This window comes from Methanosarcina sp. (assembly GCF_035390745.1).
Lineage (GTDB): Archaea > Halobacteriota > Methanosarcinia > Methanosarcinales > Methanosarcinaceae > Methanosarcina.
Window position 1 is genome coordinate 1 of the sequence record NZ_DAOOUJ010000045.1, and the last position, 25,882, is coordinate 25,882.

At 41.4% G+C, this 25,882-nt stretch carries 21 protein-coding genes and 1 pseudogene; 10 read left to right on the plus strand and 12 right to left on the minus strand.

From position 1 onward, the window contains the following. From PLL47_RS10475 to PLL47_RS10490, 4 genes and pseudogenes are all read right to left on the minus strand, one after another. A pseudogene (locus tag PLL47_RS10475) lies at positions 1–326 on the minus strand (hypothetical protein); the annotation flags it as partial. A gap of 984 nt (positions 327–1,310) precedes the next feature. Next, positions 1,311–2,576 carry a COG1361 family protein gene (locus PLL47_RS10480; protein ID WP_324446148.1) on the minus strand — a complete coding sequence of 422 codons (1,266 nt, stop codon included), beginning with the start codon at positions 2,574–2,576 and terminating at the stop codon, positions 1,311–1,313. A gap of 464 nt (positions 2,577–3,040) precedes the next feature. Further along, entirely contained in the window at positions 3,041–3,802 is a 762-nt protein-coding gene (locus PLL47_RS10485; protein ID WP_324446149.1) for a UPF0280 family protein, read from the minus strand. Positions 3,803–4,098: 296 nt separating this feature from the next. Continuing rightward, positions 4,099–5,256, minus strand: coding sequence for an LL-diaminopimelate aminotransferase (locus PLL47_RS10490; protein WP_324446150.1), 1,158 nt, complete (start codon positions 5,254–5,256; stop codon positions 4,099–4,101). A gap of 220 nt (positions 5,257–5,476) precedes the next feature. Between PLL47_RS10490 and PLL47_RS10495 the strand changes: the two genes are divergently transcribed. The 3 genes from PLL47_RS10495 to PLL47_RS10505 all read left to right on the plus strand — a co-directional run bounded on the left by PLL47_RS10495 (position 5,477) and on the right by PLL47_RS10505 (position 7,348). Continuing rightward, a complete protein-coding gene (locus PLL47_RS10495) occupies positions 5,477–6,205 on the plus strand; it encodes an alpha/beta fold hydrolase (protein ID WP_324446151.1) in 729 nt (242 codons plus the stop codon). 111 nt (positions 6,206–6,316) lie between these two features. After that, positions 6,317–6,643, plus strand: coding sequence for a hypothetical protein (locus PLL47_RS10500; RefSeq protein ID WP_324446152.1), 327 nt, complete (start codon positions 6,317–6,319; stop codon positions 6,641–6,643). 135 nt (positions 6,644–6,778) lie between these two features. After that, positions 6,779–7,348 (plus strand): nitroreductase family protein, encoded by a 570-nt coding sequence (locus PLL47_RS10505; RefSeq protein ID WP_324446153.1) that lies wholly within the window; start codon positions 6,779–6,781, stop codon positions 7,346–7,348. A gap of 237 nt (positions 7,349–7,585) precedes the next feature. On the opposite strand, the gene PLL47_RS10510 is transcribed toward PLL47_RS10505, so the two are convergent. The 3 genes from PLL47_RS10510 to PLL47_RS10520 all read right to left on the minus strand — a co-directional run bounded on the left by PLL47_RS10510 (position 7,586) and on the right by PLL47_RS10520 (position 10,878). Next, positions 7,586–8,053 (minus strand): DUF2124 family protein, encoded by a 468-nt coding sequence (locus PLL47_RS10510; protein ID WP_324446154.1) that lies wholly within the window; start codon positions 8,051–8,053, stop codon positions 7,586–7,588. Positions 8,054–8,321: 268 nt separating this feature from the next. After that, entirely contained in the window at positions 8,322–9,287 is a 966-nt protein-coding gene (mch, locus tag PLL47_RS10515) for a methenyltetrahydromethanopterin cyclohydrolase (RefSeq protein ID WP_324446155.1), read from the minus strand. Between the two features lie 394 nt (positions 9,288–9,681). Next, on the minus strand, positions 9,682–10,878 hold the full coding sequence (locus tag PLL47_RS10520; protein WP_324446156.1) for a peptidase U32 family protein: 1,197 nt from the start codon (positions 10,876–10,878) through the stop codon (positions 9,682–9,684). 522 nt (positions 10,879–11,400) lie between these two features. Between PLL47_RS10520 and PLL47_RS10525 the strand changes: the two genes are divergently transcribed. Next, positions 11,401–11,796 (plus strand): Mov34/MPN/PAD-1 family protein, encoded by a 396-nt coding sequence (locus PLL47_RS10525; protein WP_324446157.1) that lies wholly within the window; start codon positions 11,401–11,403, stop codon positions 11,794–11,796. A 474-nt stretch (positions 11,797–12,270) separates the two neighbouring features. Next, positions 12,271–12,444 carry a hypothetical protein gene (locus PLL47_RS10530; RefSeq protein WP_324446158.1) on the plus strand — a complete coding sequence of 58 codons (174 nt, stop codon included), beginning with the start codon at positions 12,271–12,273 and terminating at the stop codon, positions 12,442–12,444. A 235-nt stretch (positions 12,445–12,679) separates the two neighbouring features. On the opposite strand, the gene PLL47_RS10535 is transcribed toward PLL47_RS10530, so the two are convergent. From PLL47_RS10535 to PLL47_RS10545, 3 genes are all read right to left on the minus strand, one after another. After that, positions 12,680–14,872: a sensor histidine kinase gene (locus tag PLL47_RS10535; protein ID WP_324446159.1), complete on the minus strand. Its 2,193-nt coding sequence runs from the start codon at positions 14,870–14,872 to the stop codon at positions 12,680–12,682. Between the two features lie 370 nt (positions 14,873–15,242). Beyond that, a complete protein-coding gene (locus PLL47_RS10540; RefSeq protein ID WP_324446160.1) occupies positions 15,243–15,488 on the minus strand; it encodes a KEOPS complex subunit Pcc1 in 246 nt (81 codons plus the stop codon). A 327-nt stretch (positions 15,489–15,815) separates the two neighbouring features. After that, positions 15,816–16,025, minus strand: coding sequence for a hypothetical protein (locus PLL47_RS10545; protein WP_324446161.1), 210 nt, complete (start codon positions 16,023–16,025; stop codon positions 15,816–15,818). A 267-nt stretch (positions 16,026–16,292) separates the two neighbouring features. Between PLL47_RS10545 and PLL47_RS10550 the strand changes: the two genes are divergently transcribed. Continuing rightward, on the plus strand, positions 16,293–18,125 hold the full coding sequence (locus tag PLL47_RS10550; RefSeq protein WP_324446162.1) for a M3 family oligoendopeptidase: 1,833 nt from the start codon (positions 16,293–16,295) through the stop codon (positions 18,123–18,125). 183 nt (positions 18,126–18,308) lie between these two features. Here PLL47_RS10550 and PLL47_RS10555 read toward each other — a convergent pair whose 3' ends face one another. Further along, the gene (locus PLL47_RS10555; RefSeq protein ID WP_324446163.1) at positions 18,309–18,515 is read right to left on the minus strand and encodes a hypothetical protein; all 207 of its coding nucleotides are present in this window, start codon (positions 18,513–18,515) and stop codon (positions 18,309–18,311) included. A gap of 552 nt (positions 18,516–19,067) precedes the next feature. On the opposite strand from PLL47_RS10555, the gene PLL47_RS10560 reads away from it, so the two are divergent. Both PLL47_RS10560 and PLL47_RS10565 read left to right on the plus strand, forming a co-directional pair. Further along, positions 19,068–20,423: a hypothetical protein gene (locus PLL47_RS10560; protein ID WP_324446164.1), complete on the plus strand. Its 1,356-nt coding sequence runs from the start codon at positions 19,068–19,070 to the stop codon at positions 20,421–20,423. Positions 20,424–20,728: 305 nt separating this feature from the next. Next, positions 20,729–21,913: a tetratricopeptide repeat protein gene (locus tag PLL47_RS10565; RefSeq protein WP_324446165.1), complete on the plus strand. Its 1,185-nt coding sequence runs from the start codon at positions 20,729–20,731 to the stop codon at positions 21,911–21,913. Between the two features lie 132 nt (positions 21,914–22,045). On the opposite strand, the gene glgP is transcribed toward PLL47_RS10565, so the two are convergent. After that, positions 22,046–23,725 (minus strand): alpha-glucan family phosphorylase, encoded by a 1,680-nt coding sequence (gene glgP, locus PLL47_RS10570; RefSeq protein ID WP_324446166.1) that lies wholly within the window; start codon positions 23,723–23,725, stop codon positions 22,046–22,048. 504 nt (positions 23,726–24,229) lie between these two features. Between glgP and amzR the strand changes: the two genes are divergently transcribed. Both amzR and PLL47_RS10580 read left to right on the plus strand, forming a co-directional pair. Beyond that, the gene (gene amzR, locus PLL47_RS10575) at positions 24,230–25,222 is read left to right on the plus strand and encodes an archaeal metabolite-sensing zipper-like regulator AmzR (protein WP_324446167.1); all 993 of its coding nucleotides are present in this window, start codon (positions 24,230–24,232) and stop codon (positions 25,220–25,222) included. A 322-nt stretch (positions 25,223–25,544) separates the two neighbouring features. After that, positions 25,545–25,882, plus strand: a 338-nt coding sequence (locus PLL47_RS10580) for a pyridoxamine 5'-phosphate oxidase family protein (RefSeq protein WP_324446168.1), incomplete at its 3' end; no start/stop codon positions are given.

Below are 25,882 nucleotides of genomic sequence, written 5' to 3' on the forward strand. Positions count from 1 at the left end.
AAATAGTCACCAGCAACAGCATTGGAGAAGTAATTCTTCATGCCTGTATACATTGTGATAAGCGTTGAAGGACTTCCTTCCTCATCAGGGAAATAAACCCCATAGAAATCATCATCAGTAACACCCATATCCCTCACTTCTTTCCAGAAGCTTTCAGACTCCATCTGCGGGCCGCCAGTTGCTACCATGTATTTCGAAATTCCAAGCTGCTTGCCTCTATTAATGTTATCAGCGAACTGCTGCGGAGTTATTGAAGTGCTCCACCCGAGGTGAACAAGAGTGGCATTATCTGTTAAAAATTGAGTTCCCGTTTCCCATCCCATCATCCCGTATGGAAGAGCTGTACCGCGCGGATACGGAAATTCATTACTGGTAGAGGAGTCATTATTCGAAACAATTTGCCCGTTAGATGCCAGTACAGCAGAGGGACCAGTAATTAAAAAACAAAACAGAACTCCTAAGGTCTAAAATAGTAAATGTAAACCATCCTTATTTTTCATCTATTCCCATCCCAGTTTCTTATTTGATCACGTATGTAAGTTATTCTATAATAATTATAAAATTATATTATATTTATAATTAAAGGTGATACTCTGCTGATTAAGAGTCTATTCGAAAAACAACAATGGAATATTGTGAAAGTAAGCAACCCGTAATATTCAGTAAATATCATTCTCAAAATGAGTAAGTACTTTTCAGTGTTTTTTGTATCTCAACCCTGACATTCACTGGGGCAGATTTGCTTAAAAGCATGAAAAAGTAAACATTGAAACATTAAATACCAAGTTCAGGCAGAGATATCGTTTTATGCATATATGGATAATTCAAGTAGTAATATATTAGAGGTGTTTTGAATGTATTGTCGTTATCTTATAACAGTAAATCCAGACTCCGATAATGAATACTGTACATGCGAAGTTGCCCCAAAAAAAGGTAAGCTGCCTGCTGAAGTGATATCGAAGTACTGCAAAGGCGACTACGAAAATTGCCAAAGATTTATGTACCGTTCACGCTTGATGGCGTAATAGAGCTTTTCAGGCTCTTATTGCCTTTAACCTGACTTTTTTCTGGTTTTTTATTTCTGTTTTTGGTTCTTTTCTTCCTGTTTTTTCTTTTCTTCCTGTTTTTATGGAATTATCTGGAAAAACTCACTCTCTGAACTTCAATTAAAAAGGAAGAAGAATAGAATTATAAAGAACAGAAAAACAAAAAAAGAACAGGAAAAAACAAAAATAAAGGAGGAAAGGTGACAGGATTCTGGAATATGAAAGCCAATCCTGTCAACTGCTTATAATTTTCTCACAGAAATTTTACTTCAATTTTTTCTCGGAGTCACCGACAGTTATTGTGTAGCTAAAACTGTCAGTATTTCTCGGGAAAATTGTGAGTTCCCAGGTTCCAACTGCTCCGGATACTTTATAGGTTTCTATGTGCTCTGTCCAGTCATTTTGATAGTTTGAACCTTCCTCTATCGACCAGGTCGGGAAGTTATACCAGTCTGAGTATACAGAGACATCTTGAGTTGTTTCTACGAGGTTCATCTTTACAGGATTTGAATTGCACTTCAGGCTCGTTTCAAGAGATGGTTCTTCATCTTTTGGGGAGACACGTATCGATGAGCTGGTGCTATAAATATCAGTAGTAACTGTAATCGTTATAGGGTCTGCGGTTGTAGTGGTAAAGGTTTTTACATAAGGAACTGAAGTCTGTTTGCGAACCGTAAAGCCCAGGTTGATTTGCGGGACAGAACCATCATTTTCTTCTCCGTCAGCGTTCATTTCGATTATACTGTTGTAAGTTCCTTTCGCATCCTCAGGAACAGGAACCCGGATGGTCATGTTTGCGATTTCCCCGGCTTTTATGACTGAAGGTGCAGAGATCTCTATTATATCATCACTGAAAGCAGACTCACCATATGGAGTGCCACAATAGTCATAGCACTCATAATAGTCGTCGTATTTCGTTATTTCCGGATCGATAGTGACATCTTTGCCTGCCACATTTTTGATTTTTATCTCATACACATATTCCTTTCCAGGCTCCAAGGTATCGGAAATATAACTTGTCTGAAGCTCAAGTTTCGGACGAACAGGCACTGAAATCCCAAGGGTCATTAAATTGACATACATCTCAGTATTTTCTTCAATGTATTCAGTATCCTCGTACTCGTAACTATAAACGTCATCAGTAAAGACTATCTGAGCCTCATATTCCCCGCTTTCCGCATCCTCGGGAACATTTACTTCAACCTCAAAGTCCTGCTCCATACCCGGCTCTACAGTTACATTTGCCGGAGATATTGTAATCCAGCTTTCATCGAGGACGTTGAAACTGTAAGGTGAATTTACAGCTTTCGGGGCTACAGTGATTGTTTCACTGCCTTCGTTCCTGAATTTGACATCAACAGTTTTACTGTCTCCAGGCATGACACATATATAATTATATGTCGGGTCTATAGCATGTACGGTGTAATTTTCGCTGTCATCTACCGGCTCAGGGTTCACAGGATCTTCGCAGGTTACATTTTCGGCTATGCTTCCGCTAAGCTCAGCAGGCTGAGCGCATGCAGCCGGCATGAATACCAGGCAAAATAATAAGCTTAATAACTGAAATACTGATTTTAACATTGTATTTTCCTTCATATTCTGGCTCCTTTAATTTATCATGAGCTGATCCCATAACTCAAAAAAACGTTTTTAGATCTTGTTTTGCAGGTAACTGTTCGAGTTTCTGGATTCTGGCTTCCAATCGCACATTTTACACCCGATTGAACTCCAAACTTTACAACTTCCAAACATCTTTATAACTTCTACCACCAGAGTCTCTAACAATCGATACTGTAGTTGATTTTACTGAGATAACTGATTGAAACCAGAGAGCATGCCCAGTGCTGCTGAAAATAAGATGCAAAAAGCCTGATGATGGTCCATCTTCTTATTGGAGAGTATGAGGGCTAAACTGAAAAGCGATTTTGCTATGAAACCCGCAAAAAGAAATCCTGTCAGCCGTAAAAACGTATCAAAAAATATCAGATGGGTGCTCACGCTTTGGTGATATACTCGTACCTGACATCTGCTCTCGTGATTTTCGGCAGTTCTCCCCACATGCCAATGTACTCACCCTGAATCACAAGTGCGCCTTTTATTCCCGGGATCCCTTTCACAGCCTTAAAAGAAGACTCCACAGATTCCTTTCCAATTCCCACCTCATTTCCAAGTGCCGTTGCAGCCGCATCTGCAAGAGAAACATCATCAGAAAACACTGCAGCCGCATCTGCCGTTCCGAAGCTGATTGAAGGCCCGACGGTTCCTGCTGAGGTGCATACACCTGTTATGGAGTTTCGCGGCTCGAATACAAGCCCCAGGTTTTTGATGGGAGACTGCCCGGCATAGATCCCGACCACAACAGGCCTGTCATTTATAAGTGCAATATCTCCGCCATTATCGACTATAGCGTATTTTGCTCCGGCTTTTACCATTGCTTCCACTGCAAGGGCAGAGATTGTACCTGCAACTGCACTCATTGGCCCTATTCCCATGGTGTTTCCTGCTTTTACCATCCTCCTGACGACCTCTGGGGCATTTTCCGGGCATTCATAAGGTTCAAGTGTGAGCTGAAAATAAGGGTCGGAAAGGATATAGGTTTCAAGAATTGCCCTGTGGGTACGGATAGCCTCTTTTGCGGCTTCTATGTGAGCCTTGTCGCAGGCTGAGATAGTAACTATGGTTTCCTTGAGCTGGAAGTGTTCTTTTATCGGGCTTCCGGCAGGTTCTGTAGCAGGTTCTTTTATGGGTTCTGGCATGCTGGTCTACATGGATTTATTGCTTAAAAAAGAAATGCTTTTCTGAGACGATCTCTCAGTCCGATAGAAAAAACTTGTACACCAGCGCTGAGATATAGGTAATGAGAATATTCTATTTTCCTAAAAGGGTTTCTAATTTCAAATTGTATCGGAACCCCCGCCAGCTTGTCTGGCGGCACTACCCAAAAAGAAGAAAAAGAGATTTTTGGCGGCCTTTTTAAGCATGCCGCCTTTTTAGCTGTTTCTTTTTAGCTGTTTAATTTACTTTTATTCTGATTTAAGCCATTTTAGAAAGGTTAGAACTGCAGCTTTTTCATCCTTTCCACAGCTTCTTTAATCCTTTCAACCGGCTTTGTCAGAGCGAACCTTATGTAGCCCTCACCGGCGTCTCCAAAGCCCACACCCGGAGTTGCTACAATTCCGGCTTCTTCGAGAAGGAGTTTTGCAAAACTTATTGATGTGAAGCCTTTCGGGACCGGAGCCCAGACGTAAAATGTGGCTTTAGGCGGCTTTACTTTAAGGCCCATTGCAGTGAGTCCTTCGATAAGGGCATTCCTTCTCTCTTCGTAGATTTTGTTTGTCTTATCAACGCAGTCCTGGGAGGATGTGAGAGCTGCAATGCCTGCAATCTGGATCGCGTCAAAGACGCCTGAGTCAACATTGGACTTAACTTTCCCGAGACCTTTTATGAGAGCCCTGTTTCCTACAGCAAAACCGAGCCTCCAGCCGGTCATGTTATAGGTTTTTGAGTGGGAGTAAAGTTCCATGCCGATATCCATTGCCCCTTCGGCTGCAAGGAAAGAAGGAGCTTCATACCCGTCATAGGTCATCTGAGAGTAAGCATTGTCGTGCACGGCAATGATGTCATGCTTTTTACAGAACTTCACGACCTTTTTGAAAAAAGCCATATCAGCAGTTGCTGCAGTAGGGTTGTTAGGGTAGTTAAAGAAGAAGAGCTTTGCCTTTTTCAGGACATCTGCAGGGATTGAGTCAAGGTCAGGAAGGAAGTTGTTTTCTGCCTTTAATGGCAATGGGTAAGGCTCTCCTCCCGCAAAAAGAGTCCCTATCTTATATACAGGGTACCCTGGCTCGGTATAGAGTACGACATCTCCCGGATTAATAAAAGCGAGAGGGATATGTGCTACAGCTTCCTTTGACCCTATGAGAGAAAGGACTTCGGTTGCAGGGTCAAGCTCTATTCCTTTATATTTCTTACACCATTCAGCCGCAGCCTTCCTGAACTCGGGCATCCCGGCATATGAAGGGTACTGGTGCGTTTTCGGGTCGCAGACAGCTTTCTGCATGGCCTCAACAATGTGAGGGTGTGTAGGCAGGTCGGGATCTCCCACGCCAAGGTCTATTACGTCCACTCCCTTGGCAATCATTTCATCCTTTGCTTCATCGATAGCTGCAAAAAGATATGGGGGTAATGCGTTTATGCGGTCTGAATACATTGGAAAAGTCACCTGAATATGAATTTACAGTGTGTAATTCTGCATAATTACGGCAGTGGGGATATTAAAAGGTATGGTTAATATATCCTTCTTTACCCCTTATATTAACAAATTATTTTGTAAAAAATACCAAATTTGCTTATGGGGCTAATACATGGATGAAGTAAATGTATGTGGGTTACGCATCGCATTCGAACGGAAGGGCGAGGGACCACCGCTCGTGCTCCTTCACGGAGCTCTCAGTGACAGCAGGATGTGGCGCAGGCAGCTTGATGAGCTCTCCGATGAGTTCACAGTGGTGGCCTGGGATGCTCCCGGGTGTGGACGCTCGACAGATCCGCCGGAGACTTTCCGTTTACCTGATTTTGCAGATTGTCTTGCTGCATTTATCAAGGAAATCGGCCTGGTAAAACCTCACGTTCTCGGTCTTTCATTCGGTGCCGGACTTGCACTTGAACTCTATCGTCGTTACCCCAATATCCCGAGGACTCTCATACTGGCTTCGGCTTATGCCGGATGGGCAGGATCCCTTCCACCCGATGTAGTGGAAGAACGCTTGCAGCAGGGGCTTCAGCAGTCAAGATTGCCTCCAGAGCAGGTCGTTGAGAAATGGATTCCAACACTTTTTACGAAATCAGTGCCTGTAGAGGTAATCAACGAGACTGCGACAATCATGTCCGAATTCCATCCAGCTGGAATGAGAGTTATGCTGCTCTCCTTCGCTGAGGCTGATCTTCGTGACGTGCTTCCGACCATCAAAGTACCCACACTGCTACTGTACGGTGAGGCCGATCAGCGTTCTCCTCTTAATGTTGCCGAGAGCCTGCACGCCAGGATTCCATCATCGAAGCTTGTGGTCATACCCGGCGTCGGCCATGAGTGCAGCCTTGAAGCACCAGAGATTTTCAATGCCGAGGTGCGCAGCTTTCTTCAAGCGAATAAGAAATAAAAGGTATGGAATATTAAAGAAGTCAGATGAAAAGGATTTGTGTTATTGACTTTCCAAGAAAAAGCAATAACATTACAAAGTTTTATAAGGTTTTATTGTAAATTTTTTAGTATGTCTAAATTTAAAACTGTTTTTCTAAGTTTTATTGCATCTGAAATATTTATCATAATTATAGAATTAACGTTTGGAATTCCACTTAATGCCTATTATTACCTTGACCTTAATCTTACAAAACCGGCTGATGTTACTTTTCCACTTCTGCTGAGCAGCGATGAACAGGCTGGATCTACTGAAAAGATACTCTTTTTAAAAAGTTTAGTCGGCGTATTATTATGGCTGCTGACGTCTCCTGCACTTTTGATCGCAGTTGTAGTTTACATTTTAGCACCTGACGAAGAAAGTAGTCTCGGAGTGAATTCGTACATCCATACACATTAACATCTGGTGTTATTGTGTAAACAATTTTTTCCCGGAGGCTGTCTTAAAGATTAAAGAAAAATACAAGCACATGCAGCCCTTACATAGCATTGTTCACGCAGTTTTGCCACGGATCAAAAATACAGGAGGAATGATTTGACGGTTACCAATGAAACTTTAAAAATCATTAAACAGCGCAGGAGTATCAGAAGTTTTAAAGATGAACAGATAAGGGAGGAAGAATTACAGGCGGTACTTGAAGCCGGGCTGTACGCTCCTAACGCCGGAGATCAGGCGTGGCATTTTACAGTAGTCCAGAATAAAGAACTGCTGGACAGGCTGAATCTTGCAGCTAAAGAAGCCGCTACACAACTTGATATTGAACACTTAAAGCAGATGGGGAATAATGAGGGGTTCAACTGTTTATACGGCGCACCGACATTAATCATAGTTTCTGGAGATGAGCGTTCGCCCGTACCTCTCGATGCGGACTGCGCCGCCGCTACTCAGAATTTGCTGCTCGCCGCAGAATCTATAGGGCTTGGGTCGTGCTGGATTTTCTTTGTTCTGTTAGCTTTTTATTCACAACAGGGGTCAGAGCTGCGAAAAGAGCTGAAAATACCTGAGGGCTACAGGCCTTACTCTTCGGCTGTGCTCGGGTATAAGAAAGCTGCAGTTGTCAATGTGCAGGAACGGAAGCCAAACCTCATTACATATATAAGATAACTTTAGCTGAAAAGGAAAGTTCTTTTTGCTCCTGAAGGCATAAAATGTGCCCTTTACTATATCAACGGATTTCAGGAAAAGAAAGACCACCTGAACAGTGAAAGATTACCTGAAACTTAGAAATACCCGGCTCAACAAAAAAAATGAGAAAGAATTCGTTAAAAAACACTTTAAACAGTAAAATAAACCGCTTCAGGCAGTATAATCATTCTATATACTGCTTTTACAGTTTCAATTTCAGCTTTTAAGAACCTCTACATCCAGATCGGCGTTAATGATATAATCAAAACTGATTACCTCATCCCATTTATACTGCATAAACACCGATTGGAAGCATACCCCTATAATTTTCCTTTTATCCGAACCTTCAAGAACCTTTTCTGCAATTTCTTTAACTTTTTCCGAGCCCGGACTGGTCTTTGGCATCGCAAGCCCGCCGAGCAGGACAACAGCATTCGCATGGGCATCCACGGTTCCTCCGAGCTGCATTCCCTCTGGGGTCATGGAAATTGACCTGGCTTTTTCAAAGTCCAGATTGGGGATAAAAGCAAGTTTCCGGTCTCTCACCACAAAACCCAGAAGTTCGGCAAAAGGCGTACAAAAGCCTGGAGTCCCAACGAATGTGATCTTTTCTACTCCGTCCATAAGGCCCTTGAAACTATTCAGGATGCCTCCTACGCCCTGCGAGGTATTTATTATCTGCATGAAACTCTTCTCCTTTGATCTTTCATTAAATGCTACTGCTTTTTGACCACTTTCTGTCTGGCATCATCTACTTCCACAATAAGATTGGAGACATTCCCATAAATAAGTTGAGATTTGCCATGCTCGATACAGGAGAGCAGATTTCCCATAATAAAGCAGAGAAAGAATAAAAACAAGAGAGCAAAAATGATGGAAAAAATTCCAGTAAGTCAGGAGAAAAATCCTGCAAAAATGAACTGAAGAAGAATGAGAAAAGGCAAAAGCCCTCTCAAACTTTTCTGATTCCGAAGGATTCCAGCAGGATTTCTGGATAGAGCCCGCCGCTTGAAATTGTTTTTTTGCTCTTAAGGTCGTTTACTGTTACCCTTGCAGGGGCAAACATGCCTGCGTCAACTTTGAAGAAGTCAAAGTTTGCTGCCTTGAAGGTCTGGTAGAAGGGCTTTCCGAAATCGCTTGAGGTTGTTGAGGGTACTTTCTTTACAAAGTCTTCAAGTTCAGCCAGTTCGCCTTCGAAGCGGACGGTATAGTTGGTTTCGCCGCAGTAAATAACACAGTCATTGGTTGACCCCATGCACTGAACATCGTTTCCAACTACAGGGGCAATAGGGGCAATTCCATACCCGCTCTTGATGCAGTTGATGTCAAAACCAATGGATTCGAGTTTGTGTATACCGGTTTCAACGACGCGGGCGGAAATCTGGACAGAACCAGCAATGGAAGATGTAGGTGCAACAGCGATCATGATGTTTTCCGGGTCTACGCTGCAGTGTTTTGCAATATACTCGACAACTTTCTCATCTGGGAGCTTGTCGGATTCCATGACAAGGACCGCAGCTTCGAAATCGTCTTCGTACCCTATTTCTTCATAGAGCTCTCTGGGCTTTAAGCCGAGTGCACGTGCAGGTCCTGAGCCCATCCCGAAGTAGCCTCCAACTGAGATTCTCCAGCCTGCATACTGGGAAGCCATACAGGCAATGACCGGGTTGTCGGTTGCTACCTGGATAGCAGGCCAGTTAATGCCGTTGAGGTCAAAAGTGCTGTATTTAAGGTCAGCAAGGTCGGCAAGGCAGAGTCTTGCAAGGTACATTCCTGCTTCGTATCCTCCCTCGGCTTTAACTCCACAGTCAATGATTGTGGCGCCGTTTTCAAGCTTGCTTACTTCTGTTTTCAGGTCTTCGCTCCAGTCGAGCATCTCTTCTATGACGTATGAGCCCATTTCGTTGACGCTTATCAAAATATCACCTGTTTATCAGTCAGAGGATTTTTTATTGAAATTTTTCGAACTCGTTTATTGATCTGCCTGCAGACAGGAATTTACTGTAAAGCAGATCATTGATCAGATGGCTGGCTGCCAGACGGGCTAATTTTTCCCGGCCAGAAGTTTGTCCTGCCAGATGAGTATTATTCAGGAAATCCGGTATCACATCGAATAATCAGGAACCACATCAAATAACCGGTACCAAATAGAATAATTAAGTACCGGAGAGTAAAGTAACGAATTTTGGATAACTGAGCCAACTCGTTAAGGTTGTTCCCTGATTTGCTATCCGTATAAGGAAGAATCCAATATATAGATACTGTTATAATATTTTAATTAAGTAATAATGGTCTGCTGGATAATATATCCATCAGATTATGAAGATTCGGTCATTTTTTCGGACAATACTATCAACGGCAAGCCCTACCTCATCTCCTTTTTCAGCTTTTTGCAGGCTTATGCCTTTTTTCATAAGAGAGCAGACCTGCTGTTTCAGATAAGTGGTGCTTCCTTCGATCAGGATTTCGTCTCCTACCGCAAGCCCTTCTTCAAGCAGTTTTATTGCCGCTGCCTGCTGTTTGGGATAATAATTCTCAACAACTCCCGCAGCCCTGCGCTTTTTCTCTGAGGAGTTCATGCCTTTTTCAGGAGAGAAACTTTCCAGACCCGGAACCCCAAAGTAAAAACCAGTAGAAAAGCCCCTGTTATATACCGAAGCCAGTTCAGATTTCCATGCCTTAACTTTTTCGCGGGTATAAGTGCCTTCTTTACATGCATCAATTGCTTCCCTGTAGCAGCGTGAGACAGCTTCCAGATATCCGGGGTCACGCAGCCTGCCTTCTACCTTAAAAGAGTCTATTCCGGCTTTAAGAAGTTCCGGAATATGTTCGATCATACATAAATCTTTTGCACTGAGAAGGTATTTTCCCCTGCTTTCCATGATAAGCCCGTTTTCCCCATGCAGCTCCCACTCCCAGCGGCAGGGCTGTGTGCATTCCCCGCAGTTTCCGGATTTTCCCAGAACATACGCCGATAGGTGGCACCTTCCCGATACTGCCATGCACATTGCACCGTGGACGAAAGTTTCTACTTCTATCCCGCTCTGCTGCTTGATTTTTCGGATTTCATCCAGAGAAAGTTCCCTTGAAAGCACTATGCGCTCTGCTCCAAGGGTTCTGTAAAACTCCGCAGCCTCGTGGTTTGTAACGTTTGCCTGCGTGGATATATGTATTCTGAGCCCGGCTTTGCGTGCTTTCAGGATTACAGCCGGATCCCAGGCGATAACCGCATCTACCCCGGCTTTTGAGGCTGCAGCAATCACTTCATCAGCTTCCTCAAGCCTGTCTTCATTTACTGTTGAATTCACAGCGAGATAGGCTTTTAAGCCCCGTGTTTTAACCTCAGAAACAAACTCCCCCAGGTCTTCAAGAGTGATCGATTTTGCTTTTGCCCGAAGGCTGAGCCTGTCAGTTGAGAAATAAACCGCGTCGGCATATTTATAACAGGCTTCAAGCCCTGAAAGGTTTCTGATGCCCATTATGAGTTCCGGGACTGGAAGATTATGCATGAGAAAAGGAATGCCTGAACTCTAATTTAAAAATATCTTCATCGCATCTGCCACTTTCCTGCATGTATCAGTCTCATAAATAAAAATAAGAAATGTAAACTTTTCATACTTTGCAAAAGGATAACCAGGTTGACGGAAAACTTTATATAAATGTACTGCATTTTTTAAAAATGGGGATAAAGTAAGACTTAATAGAGAAAAATTCTGTGTATAGACTAAAAAACGAAATATAGACTGTTAAGGTCTCAAATATGGGGGAATATTAAAATGGAATATGAACTCGAAGAAGTCGAAAGAGATTATGTGGAATTCCGAAAGGAAATGGGAGAAGAATAAAAAGAAAAATTCAGTGCATTGAAAAATGCATAACGATTACACCTTAAAATTTAACCAATATTTTTTCTATTTTTTAATTTTGAGAACATAACTGTTCTTAATTATTTCTTAATCATAAGAGGCAAGTTTTGATTATGCTACTTTTATTCCAGAAAAGATATACCTTTTCATGAGAACTTACTATGTATGCAGATTAAAGGAATTGCCCGTGATACTCTTGATTTTATACTTGGAGCCAGCAGGTCAATGTCTCCTGAAGAATTTGCCGGGCTTTTGCAGGAAAAGGATGGAATAATTACCGAGGTGCTTATTCTTCCCGGAACCGAGTCAAGTGATACAAACGCAGTCCTCAGGCTTTATATGATGCCGAACATAAAAGCAGCAGGTTCGGTCCACAGCCATCCCGGTCCCAACCGAAGGCCTTCTGAAGCTGACCTGCGCCTCTTTTCGAAAACAGGAAACTGTCATATTATAGTGGGCAGCCCTTATAACAGACAGAGCTGGACCTGTTACGATAGGGAAGGAAATGTAAGAGAACTTCCTGTCCTTGATGTAGAATTCGAAGAGGATGAAGAGATTTAAGATAGAGATTATCCCAATAAGCTTCGAGTTCCATCTTTTTACTCCAAAATATGATAAAGGTAAATGGAACAACTATTATATTTTTTCTGTGATTGAAAACCCATTGAATTTGAAGAGGATACTGTTTTTTGATTAATCACAGTATTTTTTGTAACAGCAGTTATTCCAGCAGATATCCTGAAAATTTGAGTTAGTGTTTTGCTCTGGTTATCTGAAAAGTTTAACGAGTTGCCACCCAGTACACATACCATATTTTTTAGATGATGCCGCAAAAAGCAGCTTTTTCTCTGTACCTGTCTGCTGCCTTCCTTATTGCCTACCAAAAACATTTTATTTACATATACACATTATTTATGGGATACATCCTGCACCTTATTCAAAGGCAGGTGTTTTTAACTCAAAGGTTGTATCCGGGAAACATATCTGGAACTCAAGGTCCAGATAGCCTTCACGTATCTGGAGGTAGTAATCCTAATGCCTACATGCCAAGACTGCAGATTTTATACGGCTATTGATGAGATAAAAGGCGAATGTTTCAGCCTCGGATTTGAAGTACGCGGAAAAACCGATTCCAAGAAGTGCCCGGAGCGGGCTTTCAGACCAAATAAAGGTCCCAAATCGAAAAAAGCCGGAGCGGAAAGGTACTGAAATGAATAGAGGATTGGGGACGAAAAAATCTCGTTAAATGAGGTTGAAAGTGTAAAAATATTAATTAGCCTCCAGCTGGACAAAACGCCGGAAAGCGCTAATAAACCTTTTTTCTGCTTGCCGGAATCAAACGATACCAGATTAATTCCCATTCAATATTTTCTTTTTGTGTCTGTTTTTACCTTTACACAGTTTTTATGCTGATTCTGTTATATCCCATGCTTTTAATTTCTCTTCAGCCGTTTTGTTTATCCTTATCAAAACCGTCACTTTCTTCATCTTTTTTATTGCCATATACAGGAATCGCGAATGCAAAGGTACTCCCCTTACCGGGCATGCTCCTGAACCAGACATACCCCCCATGAAGGTTAACAATCTGCTTTACCAGAGAAAGGCCAAGTCCGGTTCCCTGAGATGTCTTTGAGGAAAAGGCATCAACCTGGCTGAAGGGCTTGAAAAGTTTGTGCTGGTCTTCGGCTTTTATTCCAATTCCTGTATCCGTAACTGTTATTTCTGCCAGTTCTCCTTTTCTCTTTGCTTCTATCTTTACAGGGTTGTTTTCATAGGAGAATTTTATGGCATTATCCACAAGGTTATACATTATCTGAACAAAACGGGCTTCATCAGCACGGATACTAGTAAGGTCTTTATCCACATCGATTTCAATTTTAATGTTTTTACGGTCTGCGATCGGGGACAGAAGATTTTTTACCGCATTCAGCTTGTCAGCAAGTCCAAACTCTTTATAGTTAAGCTCCATTTTTCCTGCTTCCACTTTGGAAAGATCAAGAATACCATTTATCAGGTTAAGAAGATGCTTTCCGCTCTTTGAGATATTGGCAACGTACTTTAGCTGCTTTTCATTCAAAGTTCCAAAAATCTGTTCATATAGAAGGTCTGAGAATCCTATGATTGAGTTGAGTGGAGTTCTAAGTTCATGGCTCATATTTGCCAGGAACTCGCTCTTGGTACGATTCGCGATTTCTGCGATCTGTTTTTCCTGAAGAAGTTTTTCAATTGCTTTCTTTCCAGTAATATCCCTGCATGTCTCCAGAACGCCAATGATCTTCCCATTCTCATCAGTAACCGGGTTGGCCTGGACGAACCAGGAGTTGCCGTCTTCCGAGACAAACTCCCCTGAATCTTTGTTTCCGGTTTCAAAAACCTTTTCAAGCTTCAGGTATTCGAATGAAGTGTCGCTTATGCCCTGAATACTTTTAAGGTGTTTTCCCTTTGCCTTTTCAAGGTCCATATTCATATGTTTGAGGGCGGCTTTGTTTGCCCAGATGATCCTGAGTTGAGGGTCTACAAAAATAACCAGTTCATTTAAAGAATCAAGAAGGACTTTTTTTTCCCGCTCCTGTGCCTTCAATTCCTGCTCAGCAATGTCGATTTCATTTAACATCCCGTTAATTTCCTTTGAGAGGCGGTAGAGTTCATCGTTGTCCTTGAGGGGCAGTCTTTTAGACAGATCTTTTTCGGACCTGACTTTTGTAACAAAATTATCTATCTCGACAAGCCTCGAAACAAAAAGATCGTCAAGTACAAGCTTAACTCCGATGCCTGTCACAAGTCCGATAAATATAAGTAAAAAATACATATAATTCAGGGTTATTTCGCTGTTCACATAAAGATCTCTTGGAAATTCAGCCCTCATAATCAGGGCAGGCTGGCGTGAAACATCCTCCAGTACAAAATATCCTGCTATTCTCTTCTCACTGAAGGGATCAACAATAATCCTGCCCTGGAAATCAGAAAAATTTTGACATTCTGCGTAAATATCAGAAGGCATATATCTGTCGACCCTGTACATCGAAATTGAAGAATAGGTAATATCTTCGAAATCATACAGAAGAACACTGTCAAAATATCTCCCAAAAATTAAAGTGCCCTTTACAGGTCCTTCATAATTTGTTCTAAGAATCGGATGGCAGGAAATAAACATGGGGTTTTCATCAAGCAAAACGCATCCGCTTTTATTATCATATCTGGATTTTGTAAAAAAAGGACCTTTTTCAACCATTCCAAGAAGCTCTTCTGGAACGGGTTTTTCCTCGCCGGTAGATAAATCTACCGATTTTGTATAAACAACCGATCCTGTATCATTCACAAAAATCATAACATTAACGTTGAGTCCATAAAGAGTTTGATTTTGAAGGTTCGCAGTTATGTACTCCTGGTTTTTATCCTCGATGAAACGGTAAGTATCGTCCCAGCATGCCCAGTCCCGAACCATGTTATCAAGATATTTTTGTTCGGTATAAATCGCGTTATGTACCTTATCTACATTCTTTGATGTATCAACCTGTTCAAGCTCCAGAAAGTTTGAAAGCTGTATTTTATAAGTAAACGCAAATGTAGCGGTGAGAACCGCAAAAATTAAAATAGTTATTATAAAAACCTTCTTACTAATATCTATTCCAAACACCCCATATGACAGATAAATAAAAGCTAAAAACAATAAGTATTAACAACATTAAAAAGGAAAGATAAGTATATAAGATTGAGTCGACATTAAAAATAAATTTAAGTTAGAACACTGCTTATTTTTCGAATTTCACTATTAGATCAGATACAAAAAAATTAGTATTGATTTAAATAGTCATTAATAAAAATTTAATTATATTCAATGAAAAATCTGTGCCCATCTCAAAACAGAGTTTGGGTCCCTTATTTACTTATTCATAAGGACTCTGAATGTTAGAAGTAGTTGCAAATGGTTCCTGTTTTCCGGCTCTGGTAAGTTCCAAAGATATATATCCAATAAGGCGGCTGGCTGAATTGCTGGTGACTGAACATTAGGCTTCGGATGTGACCTCAAGGACTTCCTGGGCGATCTGGATGAGCCTGAACCAGGTGTTAAGGGCAGAGCGCAGGGAAACTGTATCTTCGGCTCTAACCGTGAGTACAAGGTGGTCTGCGTCTTCAAGGGTTACCCCTATCCTTGACCTTTCGGAGAAGTTATCATTAAGCTCTGGAAGGACAGCCTGATAGATCTTTTCGGCAGTCTCGGTTTCAAATGTAAATTCTGCAGAAAGTTTCAAAAAATTCCTCCTGGGAAGAAACTGACATTTAATGTTTTAAGCAATTCTTAAACTGATCTCACTCAAACTAACTATACATTCCAATTTTATCTTTAACAGATTCATTACGAGAGGCAGTGTCCATATATTTCTATAAAATTACGAATTTTAAGATGTTTGTGAGTCAAGAATTCGAAAGCACTGGATTAATTACACATGCCATATCCAATAACTTGACTTTGAATTTACAGGAAATTCGCTACAATGCCCATATACAAAAGTAACTTTTTTGCTACACTTATCTTTTTACTACACTTATCTTATCCCTGAGGTCCCACTGATTATTTCTCAGGCATTATAAGCATCGTAAAGCTGCCATACCCATATAATTGTCCATATTAAAAAGCCAGTCCCTATAATATGCATGGCTCCAGTAACTATGAAAGCTATCCAGATGCAAAGTGCCTTGAAAATATGTCCCTTTACAAGCTGGCCCAGACCGGGTATGAAAAAAGAAAACAGGGCTGGAATTCCATGTGTTCTTCTACAATAGTTCATAGAATTTACCTTTTTAAGAATTCGCCTTTTTAAGAACTCATCTTTTTAAACACTTAATGAGATAGCAGATATAAATAACCTGACCTGAATGAACCTTCCTTTTTTAATTCATGTTTCTTAGTCTGTACTCAGCAGACCTGCACTATGAATTTGATATTTAGTAAGAGAGTTTTTGGACACCATGTTAATATGAATCAGTCCTAATATATTTTCAGTCATGTGTTTACGTTCTAAAATATAGATTTATAGTTATCAGGGGTAGAATTTATGGAACGAAATAAAGAGCTTAACCTTACTGAGATTACTACCGAATGGAATAATTCCTATCTTTTCAGCACGAGGGAAGATGCCTCAGAAAAGCTTGGGTCGTTAAAAAAGAAATCCGAAGAAATAAATAAGACTTTCCGCCAGGAATTTGAGAAATTATCCGGGTCGGTTTTACTGGATTACCTGGAAGTTGAAAAAGAATTTTCAAAATCTATTGATGTTCTCTATATTTACGCGTATACTCAGCTAACTAAAAACGTAAACGAACAGTTTTTTAATTCTCTTCTCGCAGAATCTCAGGATCTGATCACAGAACATAAAAAAGCGAGCGCATTTGCAACCGTGAAAATGACCTCACTCAGTAAAGAAGAGTGGGACAGGCTATTTTCTGAAGACTCCGGGCTTGAGATTTATCGGCCTTACCTTGAAGCAAACTATATGAGGTTTATAGAGCACAGGCCAGTTGATGAAGCGCAGGCTGTATATCTTGCAGAGATCGAAAATCAGCGCATGAAACTGGAAACTGAAGCACTTTCAAGGATCACCAATAAAGTCACTATGGCAGGGAACATAACCCTTGAGAGCGGGGAAGAGTTTCAGGTCAATTCTCAGTCCTACAATACTCTGCTTTCAATAGACCAGAGTAGGGAAAACAGGAAAAGATGTTATGATAAAAGGTTTTACCACCTGATAGGTGAATCCGATTCAATGGCTTCTCTCTACTCTGAAAAAGCCCGGCTTGACGACCTTATCGCAAAAGAACTGAAATACGAAGATTATTACGAATCCAGCCTGTACAGCTTTTACCTCACAAAGAAACAGGTTGATGAGATGAACTCTATTTTTAAGGCAAGGAAAGATGTATTCGAGGAATATAACGAGTTCAGGAGAAGAAAGCTAGGGATTGAAAAGCTCAGGCCGTACGACCTTATGCTCCAGTTGACGGACCAGCCCTCTAAAAATTATACTTATGCAGATGCTGTAAAGGAGATTCAGAAATCCTATTCCGGAATGGATCCCCGTTTCAACGAGATTTTTCTGAAAATGGTGACCGGAAATTTCATAGATGTATACCCTGACCCGGAGCACGGAAAACAGCCAGGGGGTTACTGTTATGGTCTCTTTGCCCTGAAGTCTCCAGCTCTGATTTTTATGAACTATAACGGCATTATCAGTGACCAGAAGACCCTTACTCACGAACTCGGGCACGGAATTAATTTCTATCTGATGGGCAATTTCACGGATTATTTATATTGCTCAGGCCAGATCTACGAAATGGAGGTTCCTTCCACTTTCAATGAAGAGCTTTTTGTTGATTATATAATTGAAAATTCCGATAAGGAAACTGCAGTTGCTGTGCTTGCCCAGCATATAGGCGAGTACCAGAATTATTTTACCCGCCAGCCCATGATCACTGAATTCGAGTATCAGGCTCACATTCTCTGCGCTGAAAAAGGGAAAGCCAGTGGAGCTGAACTGAACGCCCTCTGGACAGATCTTTCAAAAGAGTATAGAAGTGAATCTGTTGAATATTACACAGAAGATTCTGCAGAATGGACCTACATCAACCACATTTACCTTACAAATAACTACTATACTTTCAACTATGCGATTTCAAAGGCAATAACCCTCTCCCTCTTCAAACAGTACAAAGAAAAGCCGGAGTTCTTCAATAAAAACTACATTGACTACCTTTCTTCAGGTTCGACAATGCCTCCTGAAGAAAAACTCAAAAAATACTTCGGGATTGAAATTAACAGGCAACTCTTTGAAGACGCTATGGATATTGTGATGTTAAGAATCCAGGAGCTGAACAAGCTGGAAAACGGATGATTTCCTCTGATATCTCTTTACTAATTTTTCTTATTTTTCTTCATTTTATTGCGGGAAAGGCCGCTCTCTTTCGTCGAGCGGGATAAGAAAGACACTGTAAACGAGTAAAGTTATATGGAGGAGATATTTATAAATCAGCACTCTTAGAAATGTTCTCGTTACTAAAACCAGAAGTATTTTCATTCAGGCGTTATATGCATCATAAACCTGTGCAATCCAGACGACAAATCCAATTAAAAATCCAATTCCTATGACACCCATAAATAAGCTGACCAGCAGGGCTGCCCAGATGCCCACTGCCTTGGATACATGCCCTTTTACAAGCTGACCCAGACCAGGGATGAAGAAAGAGAAAAGTGCGGGAACTCCATGTGTTTTTCTGTAGCTCATAAATCTGCCTTTCTTATTGTTTTTCTTATTGTTTTCTTACTGTTTTTCTTATTGTTTTCTTACTGTTTTTCTTATTGTTTTCTTACTGTTTTTCTTATTTCATTATATCTGAGGTTCTGGATATAAATGTCTTCTGACGGCCTCTGGTATTTTCAGCGGCTTCAGGCAGCTTGCAGCTATACCTTAATTTTTCTTCTTTCCGGACCATCCCTGAAGCCGGTTCCCTTTAAAGAACTCTTTGTTATTTCTTCAAAATATAAGCCAAGATTAATATATATGGTAATATTTAATCACTGCTATAATCTTGCTTCGGCTTAATAAATGCAAAACTAAGAATCTGCAAAGCGTGAAGCGTCAGTTATAGTCTCTAAAGAGAGTGCTGAATGCCTAATTTATAAATTAATATAGGAAACCAGAGTTGAATATAAAATTTTAATTATGCCATACTCTTGAATAAAATCCTGAAACCGATTTTTCCTCACGATAAAATTGATTTTTTTTCAGTAAAAACTGACCTCTCATGCTCATTTGCAGGATTTTCGGAGTCTCTATATGGACGAGAAGGATAATAAAAAATCAATGTTGGACAATGTTAAGACTTTATGGAAATCATTACCGGAAGCCATAAAATTACTTGGTACTATCTTGAGTATAGCTATTGCTCTTAAAGTCCTGTTCCCTGCGTCAACTTTAGGAATCGATTCTTTTAATGCAGGGCCTGAAATTATCGAGCCAGGGGAAATTTCCGTTTTAAGCTGGGAAGTTTCAGGTGCAGATAATGTTACTTTAGAGCCAGGTTTCGGTGCCGTAAACTCAAACGGGTCTTTGTCCGTATCTCCTTCTGAAACAACAACCTATAAATTGATAGCTTCAGGAGACGGAAAAGAAAAAATAGCTATGTGTACGGTTAAGGTTGAAGAAGAGGATCTGCTAATCAGTTCTTTTGATGCAAGTCCGGACTCTATCAAACCAGGAGAAAGTGCTGTCCTGAACTGGCATGTTTCAGGGGTTTCAAACGTTACTATAGAACCTGATGTAGGAACTGTGGAACCTGCCGGAACATTGAATATATCTCCCTCAACTACCACGTCATACAAACTTACAGCTTCAAAAGGAGATAAAGAAGATGTGGCTTATTGTACGGTTACAGTTGAAGAAACTCCTCTGCCTCCTGAAGAAAGCATTACATCTGAGGACAAGAATACTTTGCTCCCATCAGAGGATCCAGCTCAGGAAGAAGAGTCAACATCAGAAGAACCGGCTTCAGAAGATTTGCCTTCAATTGTTTTCTTTAATGCGGACCCTGACGCTGTTGTCAAAGGAGAGAGTTCCAACTTAACCTGGAGCGTCTCCGAAGCTATGGAAATTTCCATATCTCCGGGCATAGGAGAGGTAAGTCTTACCGGCAGCCAGCGCATATTCCCCGACGAAACCACAACTTACACCCTGACAGCTACTAATGAGGCAGGTAGTGTTACTGCCAGCAAAGTTGTGTATGTTGAAGAGCCTTCCGCGTCAACATCTCCTGTAGCTATAGTTACTCCAGAACAGGTCTCCCCGGTTAACGGAGAAGAATTCGATAATTCTACGGCACAGGCTGCACTCAAGTGGAAAACTGTTTCGGGTGCTGCAAGCTATACGGTAGAAATCGACTTTTATGATTCAAGCACGGGTAAGTGGCTATCAGAATCTTCAGGGTCCGATGTAGTTTCCGGGATATCTGGAACCAGCTACTCTTTTGAGTTTATGGATGGCGTATCTCAGTACCGCTGGCGAGTCTGGGCTGTAAGCCCTGAAGGTGATGAAAGCAGCAAGAGCGGCTGGTGGACTTTCAGTTCGCAGTCTGTCCCCGGCACAGAAGCTGAAAGCGCAGAAACTGAAGGTACTGAAGGTATATCCACAACATAACTTTCTCCCCGGACTTTTGCATGGTTTTTTGAGTTAATAACCGGATATCTCCGGTTAATTCTTTTAGCACTTTTTGTACTCCTTTGTGCTCATTTTTCTGTTTTAGAGGGTTATCTTAGAGATTCAGAATTTAAAGACTCGGAATTGGAGGCAAAAAGTGCTTACAGGTTTGAAAAGGCTTATATTCTCAGGTCCGGAAAATACATTAAGATCATCTCCTTCTATAGAGGTTGATTTTCCTTAAATACGTATTCAGATAATAATTAAACTTCGACAAAACTGATCCCTCAAAATATACAATGACCATGATCCGCAAAAAACAAACTGAAAAGTCCTATGAATGGGACCCTCCGGCTCCTTCAACAGTTTATATCAAAATAAAGAATATCCCTTATGAAACCTTTAAAACAGGGCTGAATCAGGGGCTGGTTACTACAGATCTCGATCAGATCAGGTACCGGCTCGATAGGCACATTTACTGCTGCGGAGTCTGTTCAAAGTACGTGAACGGCTACTGTGTCATTACAAATAGGAAGTCTGAGCAGGGCTGGATCTGCAAGTCCTTCGTGCCAAAAGAGGAGTTTATATATCTCGATTCAAGGCCTGACCGGAAAGATTCGGCAGAATTCAGGTATCTCTCTGAAACAGGGCTTGAAAAAGATAAGATCGAAAGTGAAGAAGCAGAAGAAAAAAGTCCGGAAAGTACAGGGATGAAGGTTATCTATGAAGAGGGAGTGGCTCTTTACAGGCAGGGAAGACTGAGACTCTCTCTTCAGGCTTTTGACCGTGTGCTTGAAGAAAATCCTCTGGATTTTGCAGCCCTGTTTCATAAAGGAAATTCCCTTCTGAAACTCAAGCGTTATGAAGAAGCTCTCGATACTTTTGAGAGAGCTTCTGAGATTAACCCTGAAAATGCAGGTCTCTGGACAAACCTTGGATTTGTTCTAACAAAACTTGAGCGTTTTCGGGATGCTCTTGATGCTTTCGAAAAATCCATCTCCCTGAATCCTGTGCAGAAAAATTCCTGGGAAGGCAGGGATGCGGTGCTTGCCAGAATACGCATGTGTGAAGAGAAGCTCAGGGAAGCTGAAGAAGCCCTCGAAAAAAACCCTGAAGATCCCGATACTCAGTTTGAATTGGGTAAAATCCATCTCAGGCTTGGAGATCAGGAAAAAGCTGTGCAGGCTTTTAAAAAAGCCCTTGAGATAAAGCCTGAAAATGCCGAAGCCTGGAAGTTCCGGGGAAAAGTGCTCTTTAAAGCCGGTTCGGTAAAGGAAGCCCTGCACGCTTTTGAAAAGGCATCCCGCCTTAAACCTGATTATGCCGAAGCCTGGTATGAAAAGGGAAATGTCTTCCTTAAACTTGGAAACCTGAAGGGAGCAGAAAACGCTTTTAAGATTGCAGCCAGCCTCTGGGAGGGCAAAGGAATTAAAACAAAAGCAGAAAGTGCATGTGAAAAGATTAAAAGGCTGGAACTGGGAAAGACATAATTTTTCTCGCGACGTCTTTGACCATGCAACGCTATTCGTTTTACTGAGCCTGTTTTGTCACGATCGATGCAGGAGAGTGGTGAATAGCTGCCAGGCAAGATGGAGGAGTTTTTCTAATCTGTTATTAGTAATTTACAGGTATGCGTGCGTAACGTAACGCCGCATCATCCTGTGGCTGTTGAAATAGTAGGCAATCATACCTATTGAGTTGTTCATCAGTTTTAACCATTCATCTTTGCGCTCGTAATACATCGGTACGATGATGTAGTAAAGTTTATTGTAGAGGTCGTCAAGTTCAGCAAGCCTTGCCTCTTCCCAGGTAAGGTGTTCTTCAGGCTGAGGGCCTATAGACCAGCCGGTTACTCCTTCAATCCATCCCTCAATCCACCAGCCGTCAAGCACGCTGAAATTTACTGCCCCGTTATGGGCAGCTTTCATACCGCTTGTGCCTGAAGCTTCATATGGGCGGGTTGGAGTGTTCAGCCAGACATCAACGCCGGAGACCATTTTTGCAGCGAGGTCCATATCGTAATTTTCCAGAAAGACTATCTTAATCTCGTCCCTGAGCGCTTCTATAGCTTTGAAAATATCTCTTATAAGCTGTTTTCCAGCTTCGTCACGCGGGTGTGCTTTACCTGCAAAAATAAGTTGAATTTTGCCTCTACGGTTTATTTTTCTGAGCCTTTCAATATCAGAAAGGATTAAGGTTGCACGCTTATATGCTGTCATACGCCGTGCAAAACCTATAGTCAGGGTCTCATAGTCCATACCTGCCCCTGTTCTTTTATTTACCTCATCTATAAGGTCTTTTTTTGCGTTCCGGCGTGCTTCCCATATCTTGTCGTCGGGAATTCCTCCTACTCTTACCAGGAGTTCAGGTTCATTTGCCCACCCAGGCATATAGTGGTCAAATAACTGCCTGAAATATGGGCATGTCCAGGTATAAGAGTGGACGCCGTTAGTTATTGCCTGAATTGAATACCCTGGAAAGAGTTCACATGAGACCCGGCTGTGCCTTTTTGTGACACCGTTAACGTAGTTTGACAGGTTGAGGGCAAAAAGGCTCGTATTAAAGCGGTCTGCTCCTCCAAAATTTCTGAGGGTTTCCACATCGTTTTCATCCCGGATCAGGTCTTTGACAAGCCCGTAATCGAACTTATCATGCCCGGCTTCTACTGGAGTATGTGTGGTAAAAATGCAGAGCTCCTTTACTTTAGCATAATCCTTCCCAGTCCTTTTTAAAAGTTCCAGGGCGAGCAGGCTTGAATGACCTTCGTTCATGTGGTACTTTCGTATCTTAAAGCCAAGTGCCTCAAGCATGCGTACTCCTCCTATCCCGAGCACAATTTCCTGCTTGAGCCTGTAGGCCTGGTCACCCCCATAAAGAAGATCTGTGATCCTGCGGTCTTCAGCGGAGTTTCCTTCTACATTGGTATCGAGAAAAATAATAGGTATGCAGCCTCCGGTCAGGCTTTTGCAGTCATAATGCCATGCCTGGATTTTGACCTCTCTGTCCTGAATTTTGACGCTCACTTCCTGCTGGAGCCGTGTCATCAAATTTGATGGGTTCCACTCTTCGATTAGTTCTGTCTGGCTTCCGAAGGCATCAAGTCTCTGCCTGAAGTATCCTTTATTGCTAATCAGAGTTACTGCTACAAGAGGAATTTTGAGGTCTGCAGCCGAGCGGATCGTATCGCCTGCCAGCACTCCGAGTCCTCCTGCATATGTCGGGATTTCATTGCGAAGTCCTATCTCCATAGAAAAGTAAGCTATCTTCTGTCCTTTCAATACTCCTTGAAGACCATTTTCCATATTCGTAAGTCCCTGCCTTCTTCATCATTTGTAAGACGTCAAAAAATACGTTAAGAACTTTTTCAATTATATTAAAAAAGATGTCTGCAGTGATATATAATCCTACTCTTCAAGTTGATTTGCTGAGTGGATGTTATGGTGCATCTCAAGTTGTTTTTGGAAGCGAGGCATGTGGGAGTAGATTTGTGAAGTTCTGAGTTTCCTGTCTGAAAAATCCTGTACTCCGGCACGATGAATCTATTTTTTTTATTTTATTTTTCTCAAAAAATTAAATTCAAATCCGGTATATATATTTTTTCCTCGTGTTTTGGCTTTTTCTGCGAATTGGCATTTTTAAGTATCCCTTAGTTTTTACACTATTACGTCTCTTCATCATGATATCTTTTAAGGATCAAATCACAATCTTTTTTAATCATAATGTGTTTCTATGTAGATGTAGCAAAAAGATTAAATATGCAGAAATTTTCATAGCTTCCTGTAAATGGTTTCAGTGCGGAGAATAAAATGGCAAAATCGACCTCGAGCTCGGCTAAAAACGGAAGTAATGGCAGGCAGAAACCCTGCAAATATCTCAATGAGATGGCTTTATGCAATGCTCTTGAGATGGCAAAAGAGCTAATCTCAGTGATTAATAAGGTTCCAGTTACTGTATTTTTGTGGCGCCCTGAGAAGTACTGGCCTGCAGATTTTGTTTCTGAGAACGTGAAGCAGTTTGGGTATGCGGTAGAAGAGTTTACTTCAGGGAAAATTCTTTACGGGAATATCGTACATCAGGATGACTTTGAAAGAGTCGAAAGAGAGCTCTCAAGAAGGATTGAGGAAGATTATGTTGATTTTTCTCAGGAATACAGGATATTGACAAAATCCGGTGAAGTCCGATGGGTTGAGGAAAGGACCTTTATCGAAGCCGATGAGAATGGAGTCGTAAAATACCTTAAAGGCATAATTCTTGATATTACCGAAAGAAAACAAAAAGAGAAACTGCTCTATATCCAGAGGGATCTTGGTATTGCGCTGAGCACTTCCAATTACCTGGACGAAACCCTTGACCGCCTGCTTGACTCATGCCTTCAAATAGATGAAATTAATGCAGGTGGCATCTATCTGGTTGATGAAGAAACCGGCGACCTTAATCTTGCTATCCAGCGTGGTCTTTCATCTACATATGTTGAAAATGCTTCTTATTATAGTGCGAATTCTCCTAATGCTAAACTCGTTATGATAGGTCAGCCTGTCTACAAGCAGCACGTAGACCTTCTTCTTACTTCCAAAGACGATATACTCAGGCAGGAAAACCTTAGAGCTACGGCAATAATTCCTGTAAAATACGGAAAAAAGGTTATTGCTGCTTTTTTTCTTGCCTCAAGGATGGAGTACGAGCTTTCGGACAGCGTGCGTACTGTTATCGAAACAATTGCAACCCAGTTCGGGGTTTTCATCTCCAGGATTCGACTTGAGGAAAAACTTAAAGAGTGTGTAAAGAAGCGAAAGTCTTAATGCACTTTAATTTTTTGCTTCATACTTTTTTAGTATACATACTTTTTTAGTATATTTCCTCATTATTTGGCCTTTACAGGAATCGGAATACTTTTCTTAATTTTTCATTTGAAGATTGAGCAATTTATAAGTAAAATTTATAAATTTTGTCTCATAATTTGTATGGGAAAAGAATTGCAGATATCAGTGATTCCTGGTGAATTTTTCCCTTTATGGCTGAAAGATGTCCCGGAAAAATAAGATCCGGAAAGATTGATGTTAAATGTCTCCGGGATCAGGTCTGACTGGAGAAAATCAAATTTAATAATATCTGGTGGGGAGTATGACAGAAGAACTAAAAACCAAGATTTGTGAATACCTCGCAAATCACTATTACCTGAACCTTGCAACTATAAGCCCTGAGGGAAAGCCCATGGCTCATACGATGGCTTATGTTTCCGAAAATGAAATTGTGTATCTGGCAACCAACAAAAATACCCGAAAAGTCCAGAATATCATGCAAAACCCTCAGGTAGCTTTTACTGTTGACGAAGATGACCCTGACTGGTTTGATATGAAGGCGCTTCAGGTAGAAGGCAAAGCATCAATAGTAGCCGATGGGAATGAGCTGCGGGAAGTCGGGGAGATCATGGCAGCCAAATTCCCTGTTATTGCAGATTT

What these genes read in the sequence shown, in the direction of transcription:
- PLL47_RS10480 (WP_324446148.1), bottom strand. Translation starts at nt 2,576, where the DNA reads ATGCCGGCTGCATGCGCTCAGCCTGCTGAGCTTAGCGGAAGCATAGCC.
- PLL47_RS10485 (WP_324446149.1), bottom strand. Translation starts at nt 3,802, where the DNA reads ATGCCAGAACCCATAAAAGAACCTGCTACAGAACCTGCCGGAAGCCCG.
- PLL47_RS10490 (WP_324446150.1), bottom strand. Translation starts at nt 5,256, where the DNA reads ATGTATTCAGACCGCATAAACGCATTACCCCCATATCTTTTTGCAGCT.
- PLL47_RS10500 (WP_324446152.1), top strand. Translation starts at nt 6,317, where the DNA reads ATGTCTAAATTTAAAACTGTTTTTCTAAGTTTTATTGCATCTGAAATA.
- PLL47_RS10510 (WP_324446154.1), bottom strand. Translation starts at nt 8,053, where the DNA reads ATGCAGATAATAAATACCTCGCAGGGCGTAGGAGGCATCCTGAATAGT.
- PLL47_RS10520 (WP_324446156.1), bottom strand. Translation starts at nt 10,878, where the DNA reads ATGCATAATCTTCCAGTCCCGGAACTCATAATGGGCATCAGAAACCTT.
- PLL47_RS10525 (WP_324446157.1), top strand. Translation starts at nt 11,401, where the DNA reads ATGCAGATTAAAGGAATTGCCCGTGATACTCTTGATTTTATACTTGGA.
- PLL47_RS10530 (WP_324446158.1), top strand. Translation starts at nt 12,271, where the DNA reads ATGCCTACATGCCAAGACTGCAGATTTTATACGGCTATTGATGAGATA.
- PLL47_RS10545 (WP_324446161.1), bottom strand. Translation starts at nt 16,025, where the DNA reads ATGAACTATTGTAGAAGAACACATGGAATTCCAGCCCTGTTTTCTTTT.
- PLL47_RS10550 (WP_324446162.1), top strand. Translation starts at nt 16,293, where the DNA reads ATGGAACGAAATAAAGAGCTTAACCTTACTGAGATTACTACCGAATGG.
- PLL47_RS10555 (WP_324446163.1), bottom strand. Translation starts at nt 18,515, where the DNA reads ATGAGCTACAGAAAAACACATGGAGTTCCCGCACTTTTCTCTTTCTTC.
- PLL47_RS10560 (WP_324446164.1), top strand. Translation starts at nt 19,068, where the DNA reads ATGGACGAGAAGGATAATAAAAAATCAATGTTGGACAATGTTAAGACT.
- PLL47_RS10565 (WP_324446165.1), top strand. Translation starts at nt 20,729, where the DNA reads ATGATCCGCAAAAAACAAACTGAAAAGTCCTATGAATGGGACCCTCCG.
- glgP (WP_324446166.1), bottom strand. Translation starts at nt 23,725, where the DNA reads ATGGAAAATGGTCTTCAAGGAGTATTGAAAGGACAGAAGATAGCTTAC.
- amzR (WP_324446167.1), top strand. Translation starts at nt 24,230, where the DNA reads ATGGCAAAATCGACCTCGAGCTCGGCTAAAAACGGAAGTAATGGCAGG.